Below are 18,027 nucleotides of genomic sequence, written 5' to 3'. Positions count from 1 at the left end.
CGAACGTAACCGGCCTCGCGGGGTCATGAACATGTGACTTCCGACGCCCTCGGGGTACGGGCGCCGGAGCCGGTCGGCGGACCGGTCGTCCGACCCGGCTGGCACGATGGCCTCATGAACATCATGCTCTTCCACTCGACCTACGGATTGCGGCCCGCGGTGCGCGAGGCCGCGGACCGGCTGCGTGCCGCCGGACACGAGGTGTGGACCCCCGACCTCTTCGACGGACGGACGTTCGACACGGTCGAGGACGGCATGGCCTTCAACCAGGAGTTGGGCAGGGAGGAGCTTCTCAGGCGCGCGGTCCTGGCCGCCGCGCCCTACTCGGAGCGCGGGCTCGTCTACGCAGGGTTCTCGCTCGGCGCCGCCACCGCGCAGACCCTCGCGCTGGGCGACAAGAACGCGCGTGGGCTGCTGCTTCTGCACGGCACCTCGGACATCGCGGCCTCCGCGTCCGTGGACGAACTGCCCGTGCAGCTGCACATCGCCGAGCCCGACCCGTTCGAGCCGGACGACTGGCTGAGCGCCTGGTATCTGCAGATGCGCAGGACGGGGGCCGATGTCGAGGTCTACCGGTACGCCGGGGCCGGTCACCTCTACACCGACCCCGAGCTGCCCGACTACGACGAGGAGGCCGCCGAGGCCACCTGGCGGGTGGCCCTCGGCTTCCTCGAAAGCCTGTAGCTACACGGGGTCGTACGTCCGCTCCACCTTCTGGGTCCCGGTCCGTGTGCGGTACGAGCGCGCCCAGGTGGACCTCGCGTCGGCCTTCGTCCGGTCGGACAGGACGTAGAAGTCCATCTGCGCCCGTGCGGCGGTGATGTCCAGGACGCCGTAGCCGTGGCGGTCGGTGTCGACCCAGTGGACGTGCCGGTTGGCGGCGCGGATCAGCGGGGAGGCCACCGCGGAGACGGTGCCCTCGGGCACCTTGACGAGGTCGTCCAGGTTGTCCGAGGTGACCGACGTGACGACGAACTCGGTGGCCGCGGAGGCCGACAGCGGGTACGTACCGGCGTTGACCGGCACGTCGTTGGCCCAGGCCATGTGGATGTCGCCGGTGAGGAAGACCGTGTTGCGGATCGCGTTCTCCCGCAGATGGGCGAGGAGTTCGCGGCGGTCGTCGGTGTAGCCGTCCCACTGGTCGGGGTTGAGGGCGAGACCCTCCTTCGGCAGGCCGAGCAGCTCCGCGAGGGGCTCGAAGAGGTCGGCGGTGAGGTTGCCGAGGGCGAACGGGGCGATCATCACCGAGTTGCCGACCAGCCGCCAGGTCGTGTCGGAGGACTTCAGCCCGGCCTTCAGCCAGTCGAGCTGGGCCCGGCCGGTCAGGGTGCGGTCCGGGTCGTCGACCTCGCCGTCGCCGATGCCCACCTGCTGCGAGCGGAAGGAGCGCAGGTCGAGGAGCGAGAGGTCGACGAGCCTGCCGAAACGCAGCCGGCGGTAGGTGGTGCCCGAGATCGCCGGGCGCACCGGCATCCACTCGAAGTACGCCTGCTTGGCCGCCGACTGACGGGCCGCCCAGGCGCCCTCCGTGCCCTCGGTGTGGTTCTCGGCGCCGCCCGACCAGGCGTCGTTGGCGATCTCGTGGTCGTCCCAGATGGCGACGACGGGCGCCGCAGCGTGCAGGGCCTGGAGGTCCGGGTCGGTCTTGTAACGGCCGTGCCGGACGCGGTAGTCGGCGAGGGAGAGGATCTCGTGGGCCGGCGCGTGCGGGCGTACGACCTTGTCGCGGGTGCCGTACTGGCCGGTGCCGTACTCGTAGATGTAGTCGCCGAGGTGCAGCCAGGCGTCCAGGTCGCCGCGGGCGGCGAGATGGCGGTAGGCGGCGAAGTAGCCGCCCTCCCAGTTGGCGCAGGAGACCACTCCGAAGCGCAGGCCGGTGACGGCGGCGTCGGCTGCCGGGGCGGTGCGGGTGCGGGCGGCGGGCGATGCGGCGCCCTCGGCGGAGAAGCGGAACCAGTAGTCCGTGGCGGGTGCGAGGCCGCGCACGTCCGCCTTCACGGTGTGGTCGGAGGCGGCGGTCGCGGTCGTCGAACCCTTGGCGACGATGTTCGTGAACGCCTTGTCCCGGGCCACGGTCCAGCCGACCTCGACGTCCGGGCCGAGCCCGGAGCCGGGTGTCGCGGCGGCGGTGGGGGTCACCCGGGTCCACAGCAGGACACCGTCGGGCAGCGGGTCACCGGAGGCGACGCCGTGCAGGAAGGCCGGGGCGTCGGCGGCGCGCGCCGGGATCGCGGCGGCCAGGGGGGCCGCGAGGACGGCCCCGGCCGTGGCCGCCTTGACGACCGTACGGCGGCTCGGGGCGGCCGAACCCGCGGGCCGGGCGGGGGAGTCGGGGCAACCGGGGCTGGAGTGAGATCTGCGACTGGTCACGGCGGATGAGATTACTGATCGGTAGGGCCCGGGGTAAGGCGGTAGCCCGGAATCCGCTCAATGTTCAGGCGGGCGTGCGCTGTTCGTCGGCCGGGGAACAGCCGGGGCGGGCCGGGAAGCGGGGCTCCGCGCCCGGCGGTCACGGCGCGTCGGCGTACCGCTTGGCCAGGGCGATGAGGGCGGCGCGGTCGGGGCGGCCGGTGCGCTCACGGAGGCTGGCGAGGTGCTTCTCGACCGTGCGCGGGGAGAGGAACAGGTGCTCGGCGATCTCCTGGTTGCCGAGCCGGGCGCCGAGCAGCCGCAGCACCTCGTACTCCCGGGCCGTCACCCCCGCGCGCCGCAGCTCCGGCGGGATCGTGTCGTGGCCCTGGCGGCGGCGGGGTACGGGGGCGCCGGCGTCGCGCAACAGGGACCGGCAGGCGGCCGACACCCGGGTCGTGCCCCGCTCGTGGAAGAACTGCTCGGCGGTGCGCAGCCATTCGACGGGCCGGCCCCAGCCGTCGGCGAGCGCGGCCTGGGCGCCCAGACGCAGACAGAGATGGGCGGCCAGGGGCGTGTCGGCGGTCCCGGTCAGCGCCTCCTCCGCCGTCTTCGCCGCCTCGGCGGCCCGTCCCTCGCGGCCCAGCAGGACGGCCCGGGACCAGCCGACGAAGGGGCGGTCCCAGTGGACCCGGGTGAGCCGGTCGGTGCCGGTGCCGTCCAGTTCGGCCCAGTCGGTCGCGCCGCGCAGGGTGCGCAGCAGGAGGTACGGGCCGAGGAACCCGGTGACGCCGCCGGTGCTGGGCAGCGCCTTCATGACGCCGTCCGCCTCGGTGAACTCGGCCAGCGCGCGGTCGGGTTCCTCCCGCAGCAGTGAGCAGACGCCCTGGGCCCAGCCCCACACGGAGGTGTCGGCGTAACCCCAGAGGGCGCCCGCGCTCCGTCCGGCCAGCGCACGCTCCAGGGTGCGCAGGGTGGCGTCCAGCTTCTCCCGCTCCCCGAGCGAGGCGGCGATGATGCCGTCCACGCCGGCGCCGATCAACTCCACCTCGCGCAGCCGCAGTCGGCGTGCCGTCGCCTGGAGCCGACGCGCGGACGCGGTGGCCCGGTCGTGTTCGTCGCGCAGGATGTGGGCGAGCGTCAGATGCATGTCGGCCCAGGCCGTCAGCAGCACCGCGCCGGTCTCCTCGGCGGCCCCGCGCGCGGCGAGCAGCCGGTCGGTGCCGGTGAACCGGACCCGGTCGAGCACCCCCAGCTCCAGCAGGCCGCGGATCCGCCACACCGGGAGCGCGTGGGCCTCGGCGGTGGCGACCAGCCGGGCGAACGCGTCCTCCGCCTCGCCGAGGTCCCGGGGCCGCAGGCAGTAGCCGAGCATGTTCAGCGCCTTGCACGCCACCTCCGGCAGGCCCACCTCCTCGGCGGTCGCGACGGCGCCCTCGGCGAGCGCCCGCGCGCTCTCCAGACGGTCCGGGCGCTGGGAGTTGAGCACCAGATGGGCGGCGACGGCGTCCAGGGCGGCACGGGACGCGGGGTCGGGCGTGTCGCCGAGCAGATCCCTCGCCCGCCGTACGGCGGTCAGGCCCTCCTCCCACTGCTGGGCGGTGGCCGCGGCCCGCGCCCGGGTCAGAAAGCCGGCCGCGCGCCGGCCCGCCGACGCGCCCGACACCGTCAGGACCCGGTCCAGCCGCTCCCCGAGTTCGGGTACCCGTCGCACATCACCGGTGAGGACCAGCGTGCCGAGCAGTTCCTCCAGCAGCCGGGCCACCGCCTCCGGCGGCGCGTCCGGCGCGCCGGCGGTCAGCTCCAGGCCCCGGTCGAGCAGTTCCACGGCGGTCAGCAGGGCACCCCGCGCGACGGCCTGCCGTCCGGCCCGGGTGAGCAGTACGGCGGCCCGCGCAGGCCGGCCGCCGGTGACACACAGCTCCGCCGCGAGCCGGTACAGGTCGTCGGCCGCGTCGGTGGCGTCGGTGGCGAGGGTCCCGCCGGTGACGGCCGGGCCGGTCGGCCCGAGGGCCCGGGCGCCGTGGGCGACCGGCGTGTCGGGGTCCGTGGCGGCGGGCGGCTCCGGGTGTGTCGTGCGCTCGATCGCGTCCGCCGCCGCCAGGCAGAGGGAGGCCCACTCGGCGGGGAGGAGGCGGTGGGTGATGGCGTCGGCCGTGAGGGCGTGGCGGAAGCTGTGCCAGCCGGGGTCGGACGGGACGGTGGCGTCGGAGACGAGGTGGGCGCGGGCCGCGTGGCGGAGCTGGGCGAGGGCGGTGGTGTGGTCCAGCCCGGCGGCGCGGGCGGCGATGTCCACGGGGAAGCGTCTGCCGAGGACCGCCGCCGCCTCCAGCAGGGCGATCCCGGGCGTCGGCAACTGGTCCACGCGCTGCAGCACGGCGGCGGCGACGGTCGCGGGCACACCGGCGTCGAGCGAGCCGGTCACCGTCCAGCGGGTGGCCCCGTCCCGGACGAGACCGCCGCCGTCGACCATCGCGCGCAGCAGTTCCTCCACCACGAAGGGGACGCCCTCGGAGACGGTGTGCAGCCGGTCCAGCACCGCCGCCGGGACATCCTCGGCGGTGTCATGGCCCAGGCACCGGGCCGCCAGCTCCGCCGTACCGGCCGGCCCGAGCCGGGCGAGCCGGACCGTCCTGGCCGTACGCCGGGAGGTGGCGGCCTCGGCGAGGCCGAGCGCCGGGCCGGACTCGCCGCGCAGGGTGGCCAGCAGGACGGCCCGCTGGCCGGTGAGGTTGTCCGTCAGATAGTCGACGATGGCGAGCGTGTCGGCGTCCGCGTCGTGCAGGTCCTCCAGCACCAGGACACAGCCGTCGTCGCGACCGAGGACATGCAGGAGCCGCAGCACCGCCTCGGCGTACCCGACGAGCGGCGCGCCGTCCTGGGGCGCCAGCCCGCACAGCCGGGACAGCAGCGGCTCGTAGAGGCCGAGGTCCCCGCCCGAGGGCGCGCCGTCGCCCCGCAGTCCGGAGAACACCGCCTCCGCCAGCGGGCGCAGGGGCACCGCGCGTCCGGCGGACGCGGCCCGCCCGCGCAGGACCCGCGCCCCGGCGTGCGCGGCGGCGGACGCGGCTTCCTCGACCAGCCGGGACTTGCCGATACCGGGCTCGCCCAGCACGAAGACCGACGAGCCGCGTCCGTCCCGGGCCGCCCGGACGGCGGCCGCCAGCAGATCCCGCTCCGCCTCCCTGCCCACCAGGGCCGACGACGACAGCGACGAGTACGACGTCAACTCCAGGCCCCCTGAGCCCTGTTGGGATGGTCGTGGCAACCCTCGAATGCGCCTTCGAGGCGCGTAACAGCGTAGCCCCCAGTCTCACAGGGCCCGCACAACTACATGGGGGATCTTCCCCGATACCCCGGGGAGCGGGGTCCGGCACGCTTCTGTTTCGGCAGGGCAGGGGGGACAGGGCATGATCCGGGGGGACATGCCCTGCCTGCTTCATTTTCTTTCTCAGAATTCTTTCTCAGATTCTTTCTCAGGTTGTTTCGCAGGTTCTTTCGGCAGGGAGGTCGTCGATGCAGCGTGCCCGGACATGGGTCGCCGCCGGAGTGCTGGGCATGGTGCTGTGCGGGTGTTCGTCACTCACGGGAAGCACCGGAAGCACCGGTGCCGGCAGTGGCAAGGGGAGTGGGAGCGGCGGCGGTTCCTCGTCGGCCGGCGCCGCCGCGGACGCGCCGGAGGTGCCGGTGACCACCCAGGACCTGGAGCGGGTCTGCACGGACGGACTCGGCTTCGAGGGGCTGCCGGCCTACGACCGCAAGAAGAAGACCGTGCACCCGGCGCAGCTCATGAACAGCACCGGCGACGGCTGGACGAGCAGCGTGCCCCTCGACGGCGACTTCCCCAAGGGCTGGTTCCTCGGCTACGACGACAAGCCCGAGCAGACCGAACTGGTCGTCTGCGTCGAGCGCACCAAGGCCACCGCGACCGGCAAGGTCTGCGACATGGAGGCCGACGGCAAGCCGCTGAAGATCAAGACGTACAACACCTCGTACCGGCTGCGGGTCGTCGAGGCGCGCACCGGCAAGGAGCAGTACGCGTACAGCGGCAAGGTCGAGTCCGACGAGTGCCCGGTGTACATCTTCACCTCGGACGGCGAGGACGCCGACAAGTACTACAACGAGGTCCGGTCCGAGGACTACCGGGGGCGGGTCAAGCCGTACATCGCGCCGTAGGGCGTGGCGCCGCCCCCGCGGGACGGACGGGCGGGTGCTCCGGAGCGGCCTCCGGGAGCACCCGCCCGTTCCCGTGCGCGGCGCGGGCGCCGCTTGCGGGGTGTCGCTCGGCGGGGTGGTGCCTCGGGGCGCTACTTGGTGACGCCCGCGTCCTTGAGCGCCGTCTCCCAGTCCGCGACCGACGACGGGTTGGTGATCTTCTTGTCGTTGATCTTGATGGTCGGGGTCGAATCGACCCCCTCGGCGTCGTCGAAGGACTTGCTCATCTTCATCGCCCAGGCGTCGTAGGTGCCCTTCTCGACGGCGTCCTGGAACTTCTTGTTGTTCTTGAGCGCGTCGACCGTGTTCGCCACCTTGATCAGATAGCTGTCCTTGGCGAACTCGTCGGTCGACTCCTGCGGGTGGTACTTCGTCGAGTACAGCGCGGCCTTGTAGTCGAGGAAGGCCTCCGGGCCGACGTTCAGCGCGGCGCCGAGCGCGCTGAGCGCGTTCTTCGACCCCTCGCCGCTGAGGTTGCCGTCGAGGAAGGTGCCGAGGGTGAAGGAGAGCTTGTACTCGCCGTCCGTCATGCCCTTGTCGACGGTCTCGCCGACGGTCTGCTCGAAGCTGGCGCAGGCCGGGCAGCGCGGGTCCTCGTAGAGGTGGACCACGTTCTTGGACGTGGAGTCGCCGATCAGCACCGTGGTGCCGTTCTTGCCCGAGGTGTTGGCCGGGGCGACCACCGTGGCGTCGGCGGCCTGCTCCCACTTGGTGGGCTTGTTGTTCTGGACGACGGCGTAGCCGATGCCGCCGGCTATCGCCAGCACCGCGACGACCGAGGCCCCCACGATCGCCTGCCGCCTGACCTTGGCGCGCTTGGCCTGGCGCTCGCGCTCCAGCCGCAGCCGCTCACGGGCCGCCGACTTCGCCGCGTTGCTGTTCCGCTTGCTCATGGTGGGTGAACTCCCTGAAGGACGCGCACACGTGGTGCGCGGAGAAATGGGTGGTGGAGGACGTGCTCGTGCTCGGACGGCGGTCACACGAAGGCGACCGAGCACGGCGGTCCTCGCCGCCCCAGGGAGTGGGCGATGAGGAGGGTGCGGGCGATGGCCGTACGGTGCGAGGCGCGCGCCGGCCGGGGCTGCGCCGGGGCGGGCCGCACCATGACCGAGGCGACCGCGATCAGCAGCGGCCGGAAGCCGGCGGCGACCGCGGCGTCCAGCAGCTGGGCCAGCGCCCGCTCGCCCCGCCGCAGCCAGGCGGCGGCCAGCAGGCCCACGGCGATGTGCGCGGCGAGCAGCAGCCAGGCGGCGGCCGGACCGGCGCCCGCCAGCAGCACCCCCGCCCGCTCGGAGCCGCCGGCGACCCGCGCCAGCGGCGCGCCGACACTGCCGCCGCCGCACAGCATGTCGAGTCCGACCTGCCGCAGCGGACCCGTGACGGGACCGCCCGCCTCGCCGTAACAGGCGTGCTGACCCGTGGTGAAGACCGTGTCCGCGGCCAGCTCCAGCGGGATCAGCACCCCGGCGATCCGTCCGAAGCCGCGCTCGCGGCCGGCCAGCGCGTAGGCGACGAGGAAGACGGCGACGGCGATCGCGGCGACCGTGGTGAACGGCAGCGGGACCCCGGACAGCAGCACGTGCGACGCGGTGCTGAGCGTCACGACGACCGCCGTGAACAGCGCCGCGCGCACGGCTCTGAAGTGGGTCCCGGATATGTCCATGGCGCTGACGAGTCTCCCACGCCCACCCGTAAGGGACCGCTAAAAGGCCCCTGTGAGTGGGCGATGCCTCATTCCTCGATACGTTCCCCGACGCCGTCCCCGATTCCGTCCCGGCGGTGGCCCGCCGCAGGGATCAGTCGTTGCGCAGACCGGGGATCCGGCCGTTGCGGAACAGGTCGACGAAGATCTGGTGGTCCGCACGCGCGCGTGCGCCGTACGCGTGGGCGAAGTCGACCAGGAGCGGTGCGAAGCCCTCCTCGTCGGCCGCGATCGCCGCGTCGATGGCCCGCTCCGTGGAGAACGGCACCAGGGACTGCCCGGTCAGGTCGTCCGCCGCCGCGTGCATCGTGGCCGTGGCCCGGCCCAGGTCGGCGACGACCGCCGCGATCTCCTCCGGGTCGTCGATGTCGCTCCAGTCCAGGTCCACCGCGTACGGCGACACCTCGGCGACCAGCTGCCCGGCGCCGTCCAGCTCCGTCCAGCCCAGCCACGGGTCCGCGTGCGCCTGCAGGGCGCGCTGGGAGATGACCGTGCGGTGGCCCTCGTGCTCGAAGTAGTCACGGATGCGCTGGTCGGTGATGTGCCGGGAGACGGCCGGGGTCTGGGCCTGCTTGATGTAGATCACCACATCGTTCTCCAGGGCGTCGCTCTGCCCCTCCAGCAGGATGTTGTACGACGGCAGGCCCGCGGAGCCGATACCGATGCCCCGGCGGCCGACGACGTCCTTCACCCGGTAGGAGTCCGGGCGGGTCAGGGACGACTCCGGGAGCGTCTCCAGATAGCCGTCGAAGGCGGCCAGCACCTTGTAGCGGGTGGCCGCGTCCAGCTCGATGGAGCCGCCGCCCGGCGCGAAGCGGCGCTCGAAGTCCCGGATCTCCGTCATCGAGTCCAGCAGACCGAAACGGGTCAGCGAGCGGGCGTCGCGCAGCGCGTCCAGCAGCGGGCCCTGCGCGGTGTCCAGCGTGAACGGGGGCACCTCGTCCCGCTTGGCGCCGGTCGCTATGGCGTGGATGCGCTCCCGGTAGGCGGCCGCGTACGTCTCCACCAGCTCGGTGATCTGCTCGTCGCTCAGCGCCTTCGCGTACCCGATGAGCGCCACGGAGGCCGCGAAGCGCTGCAGGTCCCAGGTGAAGGGGGCGACGTACGCCTCGTCGAAGTCGTTCACGTTGAAGATCAGACGGCCCGTGGAGTCCATGTACGTGCCGAAGTTCTCCGCGTGCAGATCGCCGTGGATCCACACGCGCGACGTGCGCTCGTCCAGGTACGGACCGGATGCCTTCGACTCCTCCAGGTCCTTGTAGAACAGGCACGCCGTGCCCCGGTAGAACGCGAAGGCCGAGGCCGCCATCTTCCGGAACTTCACGCGGAACGCGGCCGGGTCGGCGGCCAGGAGCTGGCCGAAGGCGGTGTCGAAGACGGCGAGGATCTCCTCACCGCGTCGCTCGTCGTTGAGCTGCGGAACCGACATCGCTGGGTGCCTCCTGGTGGATCACGGGTGGGTCGACCTCTCAACGTGCGAGGGCGCACGGAAGTGCCCACGACTCCTCCCCGAAAGGTACGGGGGAGGAGCCTCGCGGTGTCAGTGCCGAGGCATAGACTTCGACGCTGTCCCCCAGACTGTCCGCAGCCCGTGGGGCAGTCGTTCACGTCTGTTTTCCCCGTGTCCCCTGGAGGCCGAAGCCGTGTCAAAGCCGCCGTTCACGCACCTGCACGTCCACACCCAGTACTCGCTGCTGGACGGTGCCGCGCGGCTCAAGGACATGTTCGACGCGTGCAACGAGATGGGCATGACCCATATCGCCATGTCCGACCACGGCAACCTCCACGGGGCCTACGACTTCTTCCACACCGCGAAGAAGGCCGGTGTCACCCCGATCATCGGTATCGAGGCGTACGTCGCCCCCGAGTCCCGGCGCAACAAGCGCAAGATCCAGTGGGGCCAGCCGCACCAGAAGCGGGACGACGTGTCCGGTTCGGGCGGTTACACGCACAAGACGATCTGGGCGGCGAACAGGACGGGGCTGCACAACCTCTTCAAGCTCTCCTCGGACGCGTACGCCGAGGGCTGGCTGCAGAAGTGGCCCCGGATGGACAAGGAGACCATCTCCCAGTGGTCCGAGGGGCTCATCGCCTCCACCGGCTGCCCCTCCGGCGAGCTCCAGACCCGGCTGCGCCTCGGCCAGTTCGACGAGGCGGTGAAGGCGGCCTCCGAGTACCAGGACATCTTCGGCAAGGACCGCTACTTCCTGGAGCTGATGGACCACGGCATCGACATCGAGCACCGGGTCCGTGAGGACCTGCTCCGGGTCGGCAAGAAGCTCGGCATCCCGCCCCTGGTCACCAACGACTCGCACTACACGTACGCGCACGAGGCGACCGCGCACGACGCCCTGCTGTGCATCCAGACCGGCAAGAACCTCTCCGACCCGGACCGCTTCAAGTTCGACGGCACCGGCTACTACCTGAAGTCGACGGACGAGATGTACGCCGTCGACTCCTCGGACGCCTGGCAGGAGGGCTGCGCCAACACCCTGCTGGTCGCCGAGCAGATCGACACCTCCGGCATGTTCGAGGCCAGGAACCTCATGCCGAAGTTCGACATCCCGGAGGGCTTCACCGAGGTCACCTGGTTCCGCGAGGAGACCATGCGCGGGATGCACCGGCGCTTCCCCGGAGGCATCCCGGACGACCGTATGAAGCAGGTCGAGTACGAGATGGACACCATCATCTCGATGGGCTTCCCGGGCTACTTCCTCGTGGTCGCCGACTTCATCATGTGGGCCAAGAAGCAGGGCATCGCGGTCGGCCCCGGCCGAGGCTCCGCCGCCGGCTCGATCGTCGCGTACGCCATGGGCATCACCGACCTCGACCCGATCCCGCACGGACTGATCTTCGAGCGGTTCCTCAACCCCGAGCGCATCTCGATGCCCGATGTCGACATCGACTTCGACGAGCGCCGGCGCGTCGAGGTGATCCGGTACGTGACCGAGAAGTACGGCGCCGACAAGGTCGCCATGATCGGCACCTACGGCAAGATCAAGGCGAAGAACGCCATCAAGGACTCCGCGCGCGTGCTGGGCTATCCGTACGCCATGGGCGACCGGCTCACCAAGGCGATGCCCGCCGACGTCCTCGGCAAGGGCATCGACCTCAACGGCATCACCGACCCCTCCCACCCGCGTTACAGCGAGGCGGGCGAGATCCGGTCGATGTACGAGAACGAACCCGACGTGAAGAAGGTCATCGACACCGCCAAGGGCGTCGAGGGCCTGGTCCGGCAGATGGGCGTGCACGCGGCCGGCGTGATCATGTCCAGCGAGCCCATCGTCGACCACGCCCCGATCTGGGTGCGCCACACCGACGGCGTCACGATCACACAGTGGGACTACCCGCAGTGCGAGTCGCTCGGCCTGCTCAAGATGGACTTCCTGGGCCTGCGCAACCTCACGATCATGGACGACGCCATCAAGATGGTGAAGGCCAACAAGGGCATCGACCTGGAGATGCTCGCTCTCCCACTGGACGACCCCAAGACCTTCGAACTGCTCTGCCGCGGCGACACCCTCGGCGTCTTCCAGTTCGACGGCGGCCCCATGCGCTCCCTGCTCCGCCAGATGCAGCCCGACAACTTCGAGGACATCTCCGCCGTCTCGGCCCTCTACCGGCCGGGCCCGATGGGCATGAACTCGCACATCAACTACGCGGAGCGCAAGAACAAGCGCCAGGAGATCACGCCGATCCACAAGGAGCTGGAGGAGCCGCTCGAAGAGGTCCTCGCGGTCACCTACGGCCTGATCGTCTACCAGGAGCAGGTGCAGAAGGCCGCCCAGATCATCGCCGGGTACTCGCTCGGCGAGGCCGACATCCTCCGCCGCGTGATGGGCAAGAAGAAGCCCGAGGAACTGGCGAAGAACTTCGTCCTGTTCCAGAAGGGCGCCCGCGACAAGGGCTACAGCGACGAGGCCATCCAGGGCCTGTGGGACGTCCTGGTCCCCTTCGCCGGCTACGCCTTCAACAAGGCGCACTCCGCCGCGTACGGCCTCGTCTCCTACTGGACCGCGTACCTCAAGGCCAACTACCCGGCCGAGTACATGGCCGCGCTGCTCACCTCCGTCAAGGACGACAAGGACAAGTCGGCGGTCTACCTCAACGAGTGCCGGCGCATGAAGATCAAGGTGCTCCCGCCGAACGTCAACGAGTCGGTGCACAACTTCGCCGCCCAGGGCGACGACGTGATCCTCTTCGGCCTCGAAGCCGTCCGCAACGTCGGTACGAACGTGGTCGAGTCGATCATCCGCAGCCGCAAGGCCAAGGGGAAGTACGCCTCCTTCCCCGACTACCTCGACAAGGTCGAGGCGGTCGCCTGCAACAAGCGGACCACGGAGTCGCTGATCAAGGCGGGCGCCTTCGACACGATGGGGCACACCCGCAAGGGCCTCACCGCCCACTTCGACTCGATGATCGACAACGTGGTCGCGGTCAAGCGCAAGGAGGCCGAGGGCCAGTTCGACCTCTTCGGCGGCATGGGCGAGGAGGAGAGCAGCGAGCCGGGCTTCGGACTCGACGTCGAGTTCACCACCGACGAGTGGGAGAAGACCTATCTCCTCGCCCAGGAGCGGGAGATGCTCGGTCTCTACGTCTCCGACCACCCCCTCTTCGGCCTGGAGCACGTCCTGTCCGACAAGGCCGACGCGGGCATCGCCCAGCTCACCGGCGGTGAGCACGGGGACGGCGCGGTCGTCACCATCGGCGGCATCATCTCCGGCCTGCAGCGCAAGATGACCAAGCAGGGCAACGCCTGGGCGATCGCCACCGTGGAGGACCTCGCCGGTTCCATCGAGTGCATGTTCTTCCCGGCCACCTACCAGCTCGTCTCCACGCAACTCGTCGAGGACGCGGTCGTGTTCGTGAAGGGCCGCCTCGACAAGCGCGAGGAGGTGCCGCGCCTGGTCGCCATGGAGATGCAGGTCCCTGACCTCTCCAACGCGGGCACCAACGCCCCGGTGATCCTCACCATCCCGGCCACCCGCGTCACCCCGCCCATGGTCAGCCGGCTCGGTGAGATCCTCACCCACCACAAGGGCGACAGCGAGGTCCGGATCAGGCTCCAGGGCCCGACCAAGACGACCGTGCTGCGCCTGGACCGGCACCGGGTGAAGCCGGACCCGGCCCTGTTCGGTGATCTCAAGGTGCTGCTCGGCCCGTCCTGTCTGGCCGGCTGAGCGGACCTCGGCGGCCCGACGGGCGTGAACAGCGTGAGGGGCGCATCCGATCCTTCGGACGCGCCCCTCGGTGTACCCGGGCCTCAACAGCCCGTACCGCTGATGTCAGTTGTGACCGAAGCGCTTCTGCCGACCCTTGCGGGCCATGTCGCCGGGCGTCACCTGGGTCGCGCGCTGCTCGGCCTGCGACTCCAGCGAGGACTGCTGGGCCTCCTGCTGACCACGCTCGGACTGCGGCTGCTTCCGGTCCTGCTTCTTGTTCTTGGCCATGGGGATCTGCCTCCTGAAGGGGGTCTAGGGGCCAGGGCCGCGACCAGACTCACATAGCATGACAAGGTACGCATTTCGGAAAATCACCGTCCGTGACGAGAGTTGTCGGACCGTGTGCCGTACGGCGGGTCGCGCGCGGCCAATACGCCACGCCGAAGATCGAGTTCCGGCCGTTAACCTCCGCGCGGTCGGGCAGACTCGAAGGAAGCCCGAAGCAAACCTCCCGGAAAGAGGGTGGATCGCGTGGACCGCTGCATCGTCCTGGTGGACGCCGGGTATCTGCTCGGCGCGGCCGCCAGCCTCCTCGCCGGGGAACCCTCCCGCTCCCGTATCACCGTCGATCACGCCGCCCTCATCCAGGGGCTGCGCGAGCGCGCCGAGGCCGACACCGAGCGGCCGTTGCTGCGCATCTACTGGTTCGACGGCGCCCCCGACCGCGTCCCGCAGCCCGAGCACCGCAGACTGCGGGTGATGCCCCGGGTGACGGTCCGGCTGGGCGCGCTGACGCGCAGCGACGGACGGTGGGCGCAGAAGGGCGTGGACGCCGCCATGCACGCCGAACTGACCGAGCTGGCCCGCAACCGCGCCTGCTCCGACGTGGTCCTGGTGACCGGCGACGGAGATCTGCTGCCCGGCATGATGGCCGCCAAGGAACACGGGGTCGCCGTCCATCTGTGGGCCGTGCAGGCCGCCGACGGCGACTACAACCAGTCCGAGGACCTGGTCGCCGAGGCCGACGAGCGGCGGGTGCTCGACCGTGCCTGGATCACCAAGGCCGTACGGGCCAAGGACCTCGGCGGGATCTGCGCGCCGCAGCCGGTGCCGCGGCCCGAGATCGCCGCGATCCTGTCGGCGCCGCTGCCCGAGTCGGCCCTCGCGGCCGCCGCCGAGCGGGCGCCCGGGGAGCCCGAGCACGCCTCCGCGGCCGGTGCCGCGCGCAACGGCGCCGAGGAGCGGGCGTCGGCGCCCAAGGGCGTGCCCACGCCGAAGGATCTCGCGGCCATGCGCGGCCCCGGGGCGCACGCCGTGCAGCACCCGGCGACCGCGACCCTGCGGTGGTCCTCCGACAAGGGCTGGGTGGACCGGCCCGGGGGCGCGGCGGAACCGCCGGAGGCGGCGGCCATGCCGACGCTCGCCCAGCTGACGACGGCGGAGCAGCGGTGGGCCGACCGGGAGGAGGACATCACGACCGTGGGGGGCGACCCCTTCGAGGTCGGGCAGGTGTTCGCCCGGCGGTGGATGGCCCGGCTGACCGACCAGGTCCATCTGCAGAAGCTGTCGACGATGTATCCGCGGGTGCCGCACCGGGTGGACGGTGAGCTGCTGCGCTACGCGGCGCGGTTCGGGCTGCTGGCGCACAAGGACGATCAGATCGACGAGCACGACCGGTACGCGATCCGGGCCGGGTTCTGGCGGGAGATCGATGTGCGGACCACCTCGGGCGGTAGTGCGAGCGCCTCATAGCTCGCAGGCGCCGGTTCGCGGGCGGCCGCGGGTTCGTTGTGGCTGGTCGCGCCCACGCGGCGGAGCCGCATATGTGACTGCCCGCGCTCCTTCGGGGCTCGGCTGGGGTGCCCCGGAGGTAAATCGGTGCCCGCGACCCCTTAGGCTCGTCCCTCGTGAGCACGCGTACGGCACAGGCGATCCGGCATGGTGGGGACGTCGTGTGCGCTGTGCGGGGACTCACCAAGACATATCCGGCGACGCGCGGGCGGCGGGGTACGCCGGGGACCCCCGAGGTGCGGGCCAACGACGCGGTGACGCTGGACGTCCGGCGCGGGGAGATCTTCGGTCTGCTCGGGCCCAACGGGGCCGGCAAGACCACGCTCGTACGGCAGCTGACCGGGCTGATGCGGCCCGACGACGGCACCGTCGAGATCCTGGGCCACGACATCGTGCGGCACCCGGAGCGGGCCGCGCGGATCCTCGCCTATCTGGGGCAGGAGTCGACCGCCCTGGACGAACTGACCGTGGCGCTCGCCGCCGAGACCACCGGGCGGCTGCGCGGCCTGGAGGTACGGCGGGCACGGGCCGAGCGGGACGCCGTGCTGGAGGAGCTGGGGCTGACCGAGCTGGCCTCGCGCCCCCTGAAGAAGCTCTCCGGCGGACAGCGGCGGCTCGCCTGCTTCGCCACCGCGCTCGTCGGGGAACGGCCCCTGCTCGTGCTCGACGAGCCCACCAGCGGCATGGACCCGGTGGCCCGGCGCGCCGTCTGGGCCGCCGTCGACCGGCGGCGCGACCGCTCCGGCACCACCGTTCTGCTGGTCACCCACAACGTCATCGAGGCGGAGACCGTGCTCGACCGGGTCGCCGTCCTCGACCAGGGGCGCGTCATCGCCTGCGACACGCCGGCCGGACTGAAGGAGCAGGTCGCGGGCGAGGTCCGCGTCGAGCTGGTGTGGCGGGAGAAGGCACCGCTGGACGTGCCCGAGGTCGCGGCCCTGCGCCCGCGCGCGGTGGAGTCCGGACGTCGCTGGACGCTCCGGCTCGCGCCCGAGGAGGCGCGCGCCGTGGTGGCCACGGTCACCGGGGGCGCCGCCTTCGTGGCGCTCGACGACTTCACCCTCGCCACGCCGAGCCTGGAGGATGTCTACCTGGCACTCGGCGGCAGCGCGGGCAGCGCCCAGGGACTGGTCAAGGGGTGAGGGACGCGGGCGTGAGCCGGAGAACAGCCGAAGCGGATATGAACGGCAGGGCTGCCGCGGCCGTACGAAAATGGGCGACAGCCGAAGCGAAGGGGAGCAACTCGACGTGAGTGTCGTACCCGCCGAGATCCTGCCGGGCAAGGCCCTGGCCGCACAGGAGCGCGTGGAGCGCGGAGCCGCCGAGCTGGGGCCCCGCGCGCGCCTGTGGCCGTCGCTGTGCGCGGTGTACGTGGCGCAGCTCTCCCGGGCGCGGGTCGCACGGATCCCCCTGCTGTTCGTGGCCACCTTCCAGTCGATCGGGATCATGATCCTGATGCGTGGAGTGGTGGACGGCGGAGCCGAGGCGCACGCGGTGGTCGCCGGTTCGGCCGTGCTCGTCGTCGCCTTCGTCGCGCTGAACCTGCTGGCCCAGTACTTCGGGCAGCTGCGCTCCAGCGGCGGGCTCGACCACTACGCGACGCTGCCCGTGCCGCCCGCGGCCGTGGTGCTCGGCGCGGCCGGCGCGTACGCCTCCTTCACCGTCCCCGGCACCGTGGTCACCGCCGTCTTCGGCTGTGTCCTCTTCGGGCTGCCGCTGACCCATCTCTGGGTGCTCGCCGCCGTGATCCCGCTCGCCGGGGCCGCGCTCGCCGGGCTGGGTGCCGCGCTCGGCCTGCTCGCCCCGCGCCCCGAACTCGCCACCGTGCTCGGACAGCTCGGCATGTCGGCCGCGCTGCTCCTCGGCGTGCTGCCGGCCGACCGGATGCCGGGCTTCGTCCAGTTCGCGCGGGATCTGCTGCCCTCGACCTACGGTGTGGAGGCGCTCGCGCGGACGTTCGGGCCGGACCCCGACTGGGCGTTCGTGCTCGGCGACCTCGCCGTGTGCGCCGGGGTCGGGGTGGTCTCGCTCGCCGTCGCCACCTGGGCGTACCGGCGGGCCGCCGTCCGGTGACGCGGCGCACAGCCGCGCCTGGCACGATGGCAGGGTGACCGCACCGTTGACGCCCCCTCCGCCGCCGCACGACCAGTCCCCGAACGACCCGTGGGCATCACCGCCCACCAGCGGTGGGGGCGAGGACGCGCTCTGGTACGAGCCGGAGAAGCAGGCCGGGCCCGGCCTGCGGACCGAACTGATCGAGGCCGCCGTCGTCACCGTGGTCATGGCCCTGCTCGGGGGCGTGCTGCTCGGTCTGCTCTGGTGGTGGCTGGCGCCGCACGTACCGCTCGTCTCCGACGGTTCGGCGGTCTACTTCAAGGACACCGAGGGCGAACAGGCCGTCGGTGTGGACGGGACGTTCACTCTGCTGGCCCTGGGCGCCGGTGCGGTGAGCGGGCTCGTCGTCTTCCTGCTGCGTCGGCGCGGCGGGGTGCCGCTGGTCGTGGCGCTCCTGGTGGGCGGGCTGCTGGGGGCCGTGCTGGCGTGGCGGCTCGGGGTGTGGCTCGGGCCCGGCACGGATGTCGCGGCGAGGGCGAAGGAGGTCGGGCAGGGGGTGACCTTCTCGGCACCGCTGAAGCTCGCTGCGAAGGGGGCGTTGCTGGCGTGGCCGCTGGCGGGGCTGTTGGTGCACCTCGGGTTGACGGCGCTGTTCGGGCCGCGTGATCCGGAGCCGATGGAGCACGAGCCGGTGTTGGGCGCCTCATAGCTCGGGGGTGGGGGCGTTTGGCGGGTGCGGCCCGGTGGGGC

At 71.7% G+C, this 18,027-nt stretch carries 13 protein-coding genes; 7 read left to right on the top strand and 6 right to left on the bottom strand.

All coding sequences use genetic code 11. The annotated features are described in order from the left end of the window. Window positions 1-114: 114 nt before the first annotated feature. The gene (locus tag J8M51_RS15985; protein ID WP_086755454.1) at window positions 115-684 is read left to right on the top strand and encodes a dienelactone hydrolase family protein; all 570 of its coding nucleotides are present in this window, start codon (window positions 115-117) and stop codon (window positions 682-684) included. On the opposite strand, the gene J8M51_RS15980 is transcribed toward J8M51_RS15985, so the two are convergent. Both J8M51_RS15980 and J8M51_RS15975 read right to left on the bottom strand, forming a co-directional pair. Then, complete coding sequence (locus J8M51_RS15980; protein WP_086755452.1) at window positions 685-2,370, bottom strand: alkaline phosphatase D family protein; 1,686 nt, start codon at window positions 2,368-2,370, stop codon at window positions 685-687. A gap of 139 nt (window positions 2,371-2,509) precedes the next feature. After that, the gene (locus tag J8M51_RS15975; protein WP_256964498.1) at window positions 2,510-5,578 is read right to left on the bottom strand and encodes a helix-turn-helix transcriptional regulator; all 3,069 of its coding nucleotides are present in this window, start codon (window positions 5,576-5,578) and stop codon (window positions 2,510-2,512) included. Between the two features lie 287 nt (window positions 5,579-5,865). Here J8M51_RS15975 and J8M51_RS15970 point away from each other — a divergent pair, with 287 nt between their 5' ends. After that, window positions 5,866-6,525 carry a hypothetical protein gene (locus J8M51_RS15970; RefSeq protein WP_086755450.1) on the top strand — a complete coding sequence of 220 codons (660 nt, stop codon included), beginning with the start codon at window positions 5,866-5,868 and terminating at the stop codon, window positions 6,523-6,525. A 131-nt stretch (window positions 6,526-6,656) separates the two neighbouring features. Here J8M51_RS15970 and J8M51_RS15965 read toward each other — a convergent pair whose 3' ends face one another. From J8M51_RS15965 to J8M51_RS15955, 3 genes are all read right to left on the bottom strand, one after another. After that, complete coding sequence (locus tag J8M51_RS15965; RefSeq protein ID WP_086755449.1) at window positions 6,657-7,457, bottom strand: DsbA family protein; 801 nt, start codon at window positions 7,455-7,457, stop codon at window positions 6,657-6,659. Window positions 7,458-7,540: 83 nt separating this feature from the next. Next, entirely contained in the window at window positions 7,541-8,227 is a 687-nt protein-coding gene (locus J8M51_RS15960) for a hypothetical protein (protein WP_086755448.1), read from the bottom strand. Window positions 8,228-8,360: 133 nt separating this feature from the next. After that, entirely contained in the window at window positions 8,361-9,695 is a 1,335-nt protein-coding gene (locus J8M51_RS15955; protein ID WP_086755447.1) for a DUF2252 domain-containing protein, read from the bottom strand. Between the two features lie 214 nt (window positions 9,696-9,909). Here J8M51_RS15955 and dnaE point away from each other — a divergent pair, with 214 nt between their 5' ends. Then, window positions 9,910-13,449, top strand: a complete 3,540-nt coding sequence (gene dnaE, locus J8M51_RS15950) for a DNA polymerase III subunit alpha (RefSeq protein WP_086755446.1) — start codon at window positions 9,910-9,912, stop codon at window positions 13,447-13,449. A gap of 105 nt (window positions 13,450-13,554) precedes the next feature. On the opposite strand, the gene J8M51_RS15945 is transcribed toward dnaE, so the two are convergent. Beyond that, window positions 13,555-13,719 carry a hypothetical protein gene (locus J8M51_RS15945; RefSeq protein ID WP_086755445.1) on the bottom strand — a complete coding sequence of 55 codons (165 nt, stop codon included), beginning with the start codon at window positions 13,717-13,719 and terminating at the stop codon, window positions 13,555-13,557. Between the two features lie 243 nt (window positions 13,720-13,962). On the opposite strand from J8M51_RS15945, the gene J8M51_RS15940 reads away from it, so the two are divergent. The 4 genes from J8M51_RS15940 to J8M51_RS15925 all read left to right on the top strand — a co-directional run bounded on the left by J8M51_RS15940 (window position 13,963) and on the right by J8M51_RS15925 (window position 17,986). Beyond that, window positions 13,963-15,183: an NYN domain-containing protein gene (locus J8M51_RS15940; RefSeq protein ID WP_086755453.1), complete on the top strand. Its 1,221-nt coding sequence runs from the start codon at window positions 13,963-13,965 to the stop codon at window positions 15,181-15,183. A gap of 155 nt (window positions 15,184-15,338) precedes the next feature. Continuing rightward, the gene (locus J8M51_RS15935) at window positions 15,339-16,364 is read left to right on the top strand and encodes an ABC transporter ATP-binding protein (RefSeq protein ID WP_086755444.1); all 1,026 of its coding nucleotides are present in this window, start codon (window positions 15,339-15,341) and stop codon (window positions 16,362-16,364) included. Between the two features lie 106 nt (window positions 16,365-16,470). Continuing rightward, entirely contained in the window at window positions 16,471-17,295 is an 825-nt protein-coding gene (locus J8M51_RS15930) for an ABC transporter permease (RefSeq protein WP_179203067.1), read from the top strand. Window positions 17,296-17,329: 34 nt separating this feature from the next. Next, entirely contained in the window at window positions 17,330-17,986 is a 657-nt protein-coding gene (locus tag J8M51_RS15925; RefSeq protein ID WP_216589387.1) for a DUF2567 domain-containing protein, read from the top strand. The last annotated feature ends 41 nt before the right edge of the window (window positions 17,987-18,027 follow it).

The organism is Streptomyces griseiscabiei, from assembly GCF_020010925.1.
GTDB lineage: Bacteria > Actinomycetota > Actinomycetes > Streptomycetales > Streptomycetaceae > Streptomyces > Streptomyces griseiscabiei.
Note: the sequence above shows the minus strand (reverse complement) of the source record. Positions and strands in the feature narration are given on the sequence as shown.

Bases quoted from the DNA above. Each gene is read 5' to 3' on its own strand.
- J8M51_RS15970 (WP_086755450.1), top strand. From the start codon at position 5,866: ATGCAGCGTGCCCGGACATGGGTCGCCGCCGGAGTGCTGGGCATGGTG.
- J8M51_RS15960 (WP_086755448.1), bottom strand. From the start codon at position 8,227: ATGGACATATCCGGGACCCACTTCAGAGCCGTGCGCGCGGCGCTGTTC.
- J8M51_RS15945 (WP_086755445.1), bottom strand. From the start codon at position 13,719: ATGGCCAAGAACAAGAAGCAGGACCGGAAGCAGCCGCAGTCCGAGCGT.
- J8M51_RS15955 (WP_086755447.1), bottom strand. From the start codon at position 9,695: ATGTCGGTTCCGCAGCTCAACGACGAGCGACGCGGTGAGGAGATCCTC.
- J8M51_RS15965 (WP_086755449.1), bottom strand. From the start codon at position 7,457: ATGAGCAAGCGGAACAGCAACGCGGCGAAGTCGGCGGCCCGTGAGCGG.
- J8M51_RS15985 (WP_086755454.1), top strand. From the start codon at position 115: ATGAACATCATGCTCTTCCACTCGACCTACGGATTGCGGCCCGCGGTG.